Below are 6,889 nucleotides of genomic sequence, written 5' to 3'. Positions count from 1 at the left end.
GGCCTGGACTGGACCGCCATGTACAACGCCGTGGTGCCGGCCGATAAAGCCATCGCCGTGGCCGCCGCGCCGGCCGCTGCCGCTGCCGCTCATGTCGATGCGCCTGCCGCGGCTGTCGCTGCGCCGGCCGAGGCCGCCGCTGCTGCTGGTGCGCCGGGCAAGAACGGCTGGGACGGCATCGAGCGCCGCGGTAACGAGCCCAAGGCCGCCGCCAGCGCGCCGGCCAAGGACGAAAGCATCCGTATCGACGCGGTCAAGCTGGACGCGCTGCTCGAAGTGGCGGGCGAATCGGTGCAGGCCGCCAACCAGGCCGCCGTGCTGCTGGAACGCCTGCAGCAATTCAAGTTCGAAGGCCAGGCCGCCTCGCTGATCGCGACCCTGACCGAGACCCTGGAACGCGCCTCGCGCTACTCGGCCGAACTGCAGCGCGCCACCCTGGCGACCCGCATGCAGCCGGTGGGCCGCCTGTTCCAGAAGTTCCCGCGCCTGGTGCGCGAGCTGGCCAAGGACCTCGGCAAGGACGTCGAGCTGACCATCGAAGGCGCCGAGACCGAAGTCGACCGCGTCGTCGTGGACAGCCTGTACGACCCGCTGGTGCACATGCTGCGCAACGCGCTCGACCACGGTGTCGAAGGACCGGAAGAGCGTGTCGCCAACGGCAAGCCGGCCAAGGCCTTCATCCTGCTGAAAGCCTGGCAGGAAGCGAACAGCGTCATGATCGTGCTGCAGGACGACGGCAAGGGCATGGACCCGGCCAAGCTGCGCAAGAAGGCGATCGACAAGGGCCTGATCGGCGAGCACAGCGCGCAGAGCGACGACGAAGCCTACCAGCTGGTCTTCCTGCCGGGCTTCTCGACCAAGGAAGTGGCGTCGTCGGTCTCGGGCCGTGGCGTGGGCATGGACGTGGTCAAGACCGCCGTCGAAAAGAACCGCGGCGCGATCCGCATCGAATCCCAGCTGGGCAAGGGCACGCGCTTCGCGATCCGCCTGCCGATCGAACTGTCGATCGTGCCGACCATGCTGGTGTCGACCTCGAGCGCCTCGCTGGCGCTGCCGATGGCCGTCGTCGAGCGCGTGGTCGAGCTGCCGGAAGACTTCATGTGCGTGGGCGGCGCCCCGGTGCTGAAGGACCAGGGCCGTCCGCTGCCGGTGCGTTCGCTGGCGCTGTCGCTCGGCTACGAAGCCGCGCCCGAACGGGTCGGCATCGTCATCAACGCGCCGCAGCCCTACATCCTGGCGGTGGAAGCCGTCGACGGCACGGCCGACCTGGTGATCAAGCCGATGACCGCGCTGAGTGTCGAAGGCATCACCGGCACGGCGCGTTCGGCCGAGGGCGAGCTGGTGCTGGTGGTCGGCCTGTCCTTCCTGATGGACGGCTGCCGCAGCAGCGTGCGCTTGGCGGCCTGATCCGGCCGACATACCGTACGTCCGTACGTACGGTGCGCTGCAAAAACGAACACATCGTTCGCTTCGACGCAAAAGCGCACACAAAAAGCCTGCATATTCCATGCAGGCTTTTTTTATTTGCACATTACAAAAATGTTGCAAATATTATTTTCTGAAAAGACAGGTCTTTGGCATAATCGTGCAGCGCCCCCTCTTGGTGCGGCAGTGCACAAATATGGCATAATCAAAAACCGGGTTCGCATAAGGTTTCCCGATAAGCGCCCGCCGACCTTCAAGATCGACCATGCAAAAAACGCTCTACGACAAACTCTGGGATTCCCATGTCGTGCGTGCCGACGCCGATGGCACCACCGTCCTCTACATCGACCGCCACCTGGTGCACGAAGTCACCAGCCCGCAAGCCTTCGAAGGCCTGCGCGAAGCGGGGCGCGGACTATGGCGCACATCCAGCAACCTGGCCGTGGCCGACCACAACGTGCCCACCACCGGCCGCGCCCAGGGCATCGCCGACCCCACCTCGCGCCTGCAGGTCGAGACCCTCGACGCCAACGCCAAGAGCTTCGGCCTGACTTATTTCAGCATGAGCGACAAGCGCCAGGGCATCGTGCACGTGATCGGGCCGGAGCAGGGCGCGACCCTGCCGGGCATGACGGTCGTGTGCGGCGACTCGCACACCTCCACCCACGGCGCCTTCGGCTGCCTGGCGCACGGCATCGGCACCTCGGAAGTCGAGCACGTGATGGCGACCCAGACCCTGCTGGCCAAGAAATCGAAGTCCATGCTGGTCCAGGTCGACGGCGCGCTGCCTCCTGGCGTCACCGCCAAGGACATCGTGCTGGCCATTATCGGCAAGATCGGCACCGCGGGCGGCACCGGCTACGCCATCGAATTCGCCGGCTCGACCATCCGCTCGCTGTCGATGGAAGGCCGCATGACCGTCTGTAACATGGCGATCGAAGCGGGTGCGCGCGCCGGCATGATCGCCGTCGACGACACCACCATCGACTACGTGAAAGGCCGCCCGTTCTCGCCCAAGGGCGAGCAGTGGGAGCAGGCCGTGGCCTACTGGCGCACCCTGCACTCCGACGAGGGCGCGCGGTTCGACACCGTGGTCACCCTGAACGCGGCGGACGTCCGTCCCCAGGTTACCTGGGGCACCTCGCCCGAGATGGTCACCTCGATCGACGGCCGCGTGCCGGATCCGCGCGAGGAAGCCGATCCGGTGCGCCGCGGCGCCATCGAGAAGGCCCTGGCCTACATGGACCTGCAGCCCAACACCCCGATCGGCGAGATCGCCATCGACAAGGTCTTCATCGGCTCCTGCACCAATTCGCGCATCGAGGACCTGCGCGCCGCCGCCGAGGTGGTCAAGGGCCGCCGGCGCGCTCCCAACGTCAAGCTGGCGATGGTGGTGCCGGGTTCGGGCCTGGTCAAGGAACAGGCCGAGCGCGAAGGCCTGGACCAGGTCTTCAAGGACGCCGGCTTCGAATGGCGCGAACCGGGCTGCTCGATGTGCCTGGCGATGAACGCCGACCGCCTGGAGCCTGGCGAACGCTGCGCCTCGACCTCGAACCGCAACTTCGAGGGCCGCCAGGGGCAGGGCGGCCGCACCCACCTGGTGTCGCCGGCCATGGCCGCGGCGGCGGGAATCGCGGGCCACTTTGTCGACGCGCGCGCCCTCTGATGCGTTATATGGTCTTTAACTCCGACACTGGTCACTGAAACATGAAAAAAGTATTCGCACTCTCCCTCATCGCGGTCCTGCTGGCAGGCTGCAACACCATTTCCGGCATCGGCCGCGACGTGCAGCGCGCCGGCCAGATCGTGACCGGCGCAGGCGGCAAATAAAAACAGACAGGGCAGGAAGATGGACAAATTCACCGTACACGAAGGACTGGTGGCGCCGCTCGACCGCGCCAACGTCGACACCGACGCCATCATTCCGAAGCAGTTCCTGAAATCGATCCGGCGTACCGGCTTCGGTCCCAATCTGTTCGACGAATGGCGCTACCTGGACCACGGCGAGCCGGGCCAGGACTGCAGCACCCGTCCGGTGAACCCCGAGTTCGTGCTGAACCAGCCGCGCTACCAGGGCGCGTCCATCCTCCTGGCCCGCAAGAATTTCGGCTGCGGCTCTTCGCGCGAGCACGCGCCCTGGGCCCTGCAGCAGTATGGCTTCCGCGCGATCGTCGCGCCCAGCTTCGCCGACATCTTCTTCAACAACTGCTACAAGAGCGGCCTGCTGCCGGTGGTGCTGAGCGAAGAGGACGTCGAGACGCTGTTCAAGGCCGTGGAAAGCCAGGAAGGTTTCAGGCTGGTCGTGGACCTGGAACACCAGCGCATCGGTTCAGCCGACGGCAGCCTGTCGTACGGCTTCGCCATCGACGAGTTCCGCAAGTACTGCCTGCTCAATGGCCTGGACGATATCGGCCTGACCCTGCGCCACGCGGAAGAGATCCGCGCCTTCGAGCAGCGCCACCTGGCGGCCCAGCCCTGGCTGGCCAACACCATTTAAAAGAAGAAAGAGAACGGATGAAGATTGCGATCCTGCCGGGCGACGGCATCGGCCCCGAAATCACCGCGCAGGCGGTCAAGGTCCTGAACGCGCTCGGCGAATCCTTCGAGATGGAAACCGCGGCGGTCGGCGGCGCGGGCTATGCCGCGCACGGCCACCCGCTGCCGGAAGCGACCCTCAAGCTGGCCAAGGAAGCCGACGCGGTACTGTTCGGCGCCGTCGGCGACTACCAGTACGACAAGCTCGAACGCGCGCTGCGCCCCGAGCAGGCGATCCTGGGCCTGCGCAAGGAACTGGGCCTGTTCGCCAACCTGCGTCCCGCGATCCTGTATCCTGAACTGGCGGGCGCCTCGACGCTCAAGCCCGAGGTGGTGTCCGGCCTGGACATCCTGATCATCCGTGAACTCACCGGCGACATCTACTTCGGCAAGCCGCGCGGCGTGCGCGAATGTCCGGACGGTCCTTTCAAAGGCCAGCGCGAGGGCTTCGACACCATGCGCTACGCCGAAGGCGAGATCCGCCGCATCGCCCACGTGGCCTTCCAGGCCGCCCGCAAGCGCGGCAGCCGCGTCACCAGCGTCGACAAGGCCAACGTGCTGGAGACCTTCCAGTTCTGGCGCGACGTCGTCACCGAGGTGCACAAGGACTACCAGGACGTCGAACTCGAACACATGTATGTCGACAACGCCGCGATGCAGCTGGTGCGCGCGCCGAAGAAGTTCGACGTCATCGTCACCGGCAACATGTTCGGCGACATCCTCTCCGACGCCGCCGCCATGCTGACCGGCTCGATCGGCATGCTGCCCTCGGCCTCGCTGGATGCCGACAACAAGGGCCTGTACGAGCCCTCGCACGGCTCGGCGCCCGACATCGCGGGCAAGGGCGTGGCCAATCCGCTGGCGACCATCCTGTCCGCCGCGATGATGCTGCGCTACTCCCTGGGCCGCCTGGACCAGGCCGAGCGCATCGAGGACGCGGTCAAGCGCGTGCTGGCCCAGGGCCTGCGCACGCCGGATATTTACGAAGCAGGGTCCACCAAGGTGGGCACCGAAGAAATGGGCAACGCCGTCGTGGCGGCGCTTCTATAGAATTTATTCAACCAAGGGAACATGATGAAACTCGTAGGTCTGGTAGGTTGGCGCGGCATGGTCGGCTCGGTCCTCATGCAGCGCATGCAGGAGGAAGGCGATTTCGACCACATCGAGCCGGTATTCTTCACCACGTCGAACCCGGGCGGCGCCGCGCCGTCGATGGCGAAAAACGAAACCACGCTCAAGAGCGCAACCGATATCACCGAACTGGCGAAGTGCGAGATCATCATCTCCTGCCAGGGCGGCGACTACACCACGGAAGTCTTCCCGAAGCTGCGCGCCAGCGGCTGGAACGGCTACTGGATCGACGCGGCCTCCACGCTGCGCATGAACGACGACGCGGTCATCGTGCTGGATCCGGTCAACAAGGACGTCATCAAGAACGCGCTCACCCGCGGCGTGAAGAATTTCATCGGCGGTAACTGCACCGTGTCCTGCATGCTGATGGGCCTGGGCGGCCTGTTCGAGAAGGGCTTGGTCGAGTGGATGAGCTCCATGACCTACCAGGCGGCGTCGGGCGGCGGCGCCCAGCACATGCGCGAGCTGCTGACCCAGTTCGGCACCATCAACGCGGCCGTCAAGCCGCTGCTGGACAACCCGGCCTCGGCCATCCTCGAGATCGACCGCGGCGTGCTGGCGACCCAGCACGGCATGTCGGCCGACGAAACCAAGCAATTCGGCGTGCCGCTGGCCGGCAACCTGATCCCCTGGATCGACAAGGACCTGGGCAACGGGCAGTCGAAGGAAGAGTGGAAGGCCGGCGCCGAGACCAACAAGATCCTGGGCCTGGGCGACTCCTTCGGTTCCCGGGCGATCCCGGTGGACGGCCTGTGCGTGCGCATCGGCGCGATGCGCTGCCATTCGCAGGCGCTGACCATCAAGCTCACCAAGGACGTGCCGCTCGACGAGATCAACGACATCATCGCCTCCCATAACCAGTGGGTGAAGGTGGTGCCGAACACCCGCGAAGCCTCGGTGCGCGACCTGTCGCCGGCCGCGGTGACCGGCAGCCTGACCATCCCGGTGGGCCGCCTGCGCAAGATGTCGATGGGCGGCGACTACCTGTCGGCCTTCACCGTCGGCGACCAGCTGCTGTGGGGCGCCGCAGAGCCGCTGCGCCGCATGCTGCGCATCGTCCTCGATCGCTGATCCCCTGGCTCGGCGGCTTCGCCGCCGACCCGACACCACCCGGCCATTCGCGCCGGGTTGTACTCCCTGCCACACCCCCTGTAATATTGATAAGCGTCCGTAATCAAACGCCATCAAACCCAGCCTGCATCGGTCATTCTGGCCACACATCCTTTATCACTGCGTCATCGATGTGCGCGGGATGCTTGCATGCTCCAGGGCATGATGTTATGTTGAGACTCCCGGGAAACCGCCTTTCCCCTGGTCAACTTTCTTTCGTCGCCTACTATGCAATCTACCCACCGTCCTCCGCTCATGGCGTTTGCGCTGAAATCGCTCACCGCAGCCGTGGCCAGTGCAGTGTTCCTCTCTTCCGCCGCCACCGCGGCCGGGCTGGGAAAACTGACGGTGCTGTCGGCGCTCGGCCAGCCGCTGCGCGCCGAAATCGAACTGACGACCAGCGCGGGCGAAGACCCGGCCAGCATGGCAATCAAGCTGGCTTCGCCGGACGCCTTCCGCGCCGCGAACATCGAATTCAATCCGGCCCTGCTGTCGCTGCGCTTCAATGTGGAGCAGCGCGGCGGCCGTCCGGTCATCCGCGTCACCTCGTCCCAGCCGCTGAACGAGCCTTTCGTCGACATGCTGCTCGAGCTGTCCTGGAATAACGGCCGCCTGGTACGCGAATACACCTTCCTGCTGGATCCGGCCGAACTGCGCGCCACCCAGCCGGCCCAGGTGGCCGCCGCGC

General features: G+C 65.8%; 7 protein-coding genes. All 7 read left to right on the top strand.

Annotated features, from left to right (window positions below):
- On the top strand, positions 1–1,407 hold a 1,407-nt coding region (locus tag V7778_RS24905), incomplete at its 5' end, for a chemotaxis protein CheA (RefSeq protein ID WP_335560300.1).
- Positions 1,408–1,690: 283 nt separating this feature from the next.
- Positions 1,691–3,091, top strand: a complete 1,401-nt coding sequence (gene leuC / locus V7778_RS24900; RefSeq protein ID WP_335560298.1) for a 3-isopropylmalate dehydratase large subunit — start codon at positions 1,691–1,693, stop codon at positions 3,089–3,091.
- Positions 3,092–3,132: 41 nt separating this feature from the next.
- Entirely contained in the window at positions 3,133–3,255 is a 123-nt protein-coding gene (locus tag V7778_RS24895) for an entericidin A/B family lipoprotein (protein ID WP_211518867.1), read from the top strand.
- A 19-nt stretch (positions 3,256–3,274) separates the two neighbouring features.
- Positions 3,275–3,922 (top strand): 3-isopropylmalate dehydratase small subunit, encoded by a 648-nt coding sequence (gene leuD / locus V7778_RS24890; RefSeq protein ID WP_335560295.1) that lies wholly within the window; start codon positions 3,275–3,277, stop codon positions 3,920–3,922.
- 17 nt (positions 3,923–3,939) lie between these two features.
- Positions 3,940–5,010 carry a 3-isopropylmalate dehydrogenase gene (gene leuB, locus V7778_RS24885; protein WP_335560293.1) on the top strand — a complete coding sequence of 357 codons (1,071 nt, stop codon included), beginning with the start codon at positions 3,940–3,942 and terminating at the stop codon, positions 5,008–5,010.
- Positions 5,011–5,034: 24 nt separating this feature from the next.
- Positions 5,035–6,162, top strand: coding sequence for an aspartate-semialdehyde dehydrogenase (asd, locus tag V7778_RS24880; RefSeq protein WP_335560303.1), 1,128 nt, complete (start codon positions 5,035–5,037; stop codon positions 6,160–6,162).
- 267 nt (positions 6,163–6,429) lie between these two features.
- Positions 6,430–6,889, top strand: a 460-nt coding sequence (locus tag V7778_RS24875) for a type IV pilus assembly protein FimV (protein WP_442920759.1), incomplete at its 3' end; no start/stop codon positions are given.

Origin of the sequence: Massilia sp. DD77 (assembly GCF_036961685.1) — a bacterium.
Taxonomy (GTDB): domain Bacteria; phylum Pseudomonadota; class Gammaproteobacteria; order Burkholderiales; family Burkholderiaceae_D; genus Telluria.
Note: the sequence above shows the minus strand (reverse complement) of the source record. Positions and strands in the feature narration are given on the sequence as shown.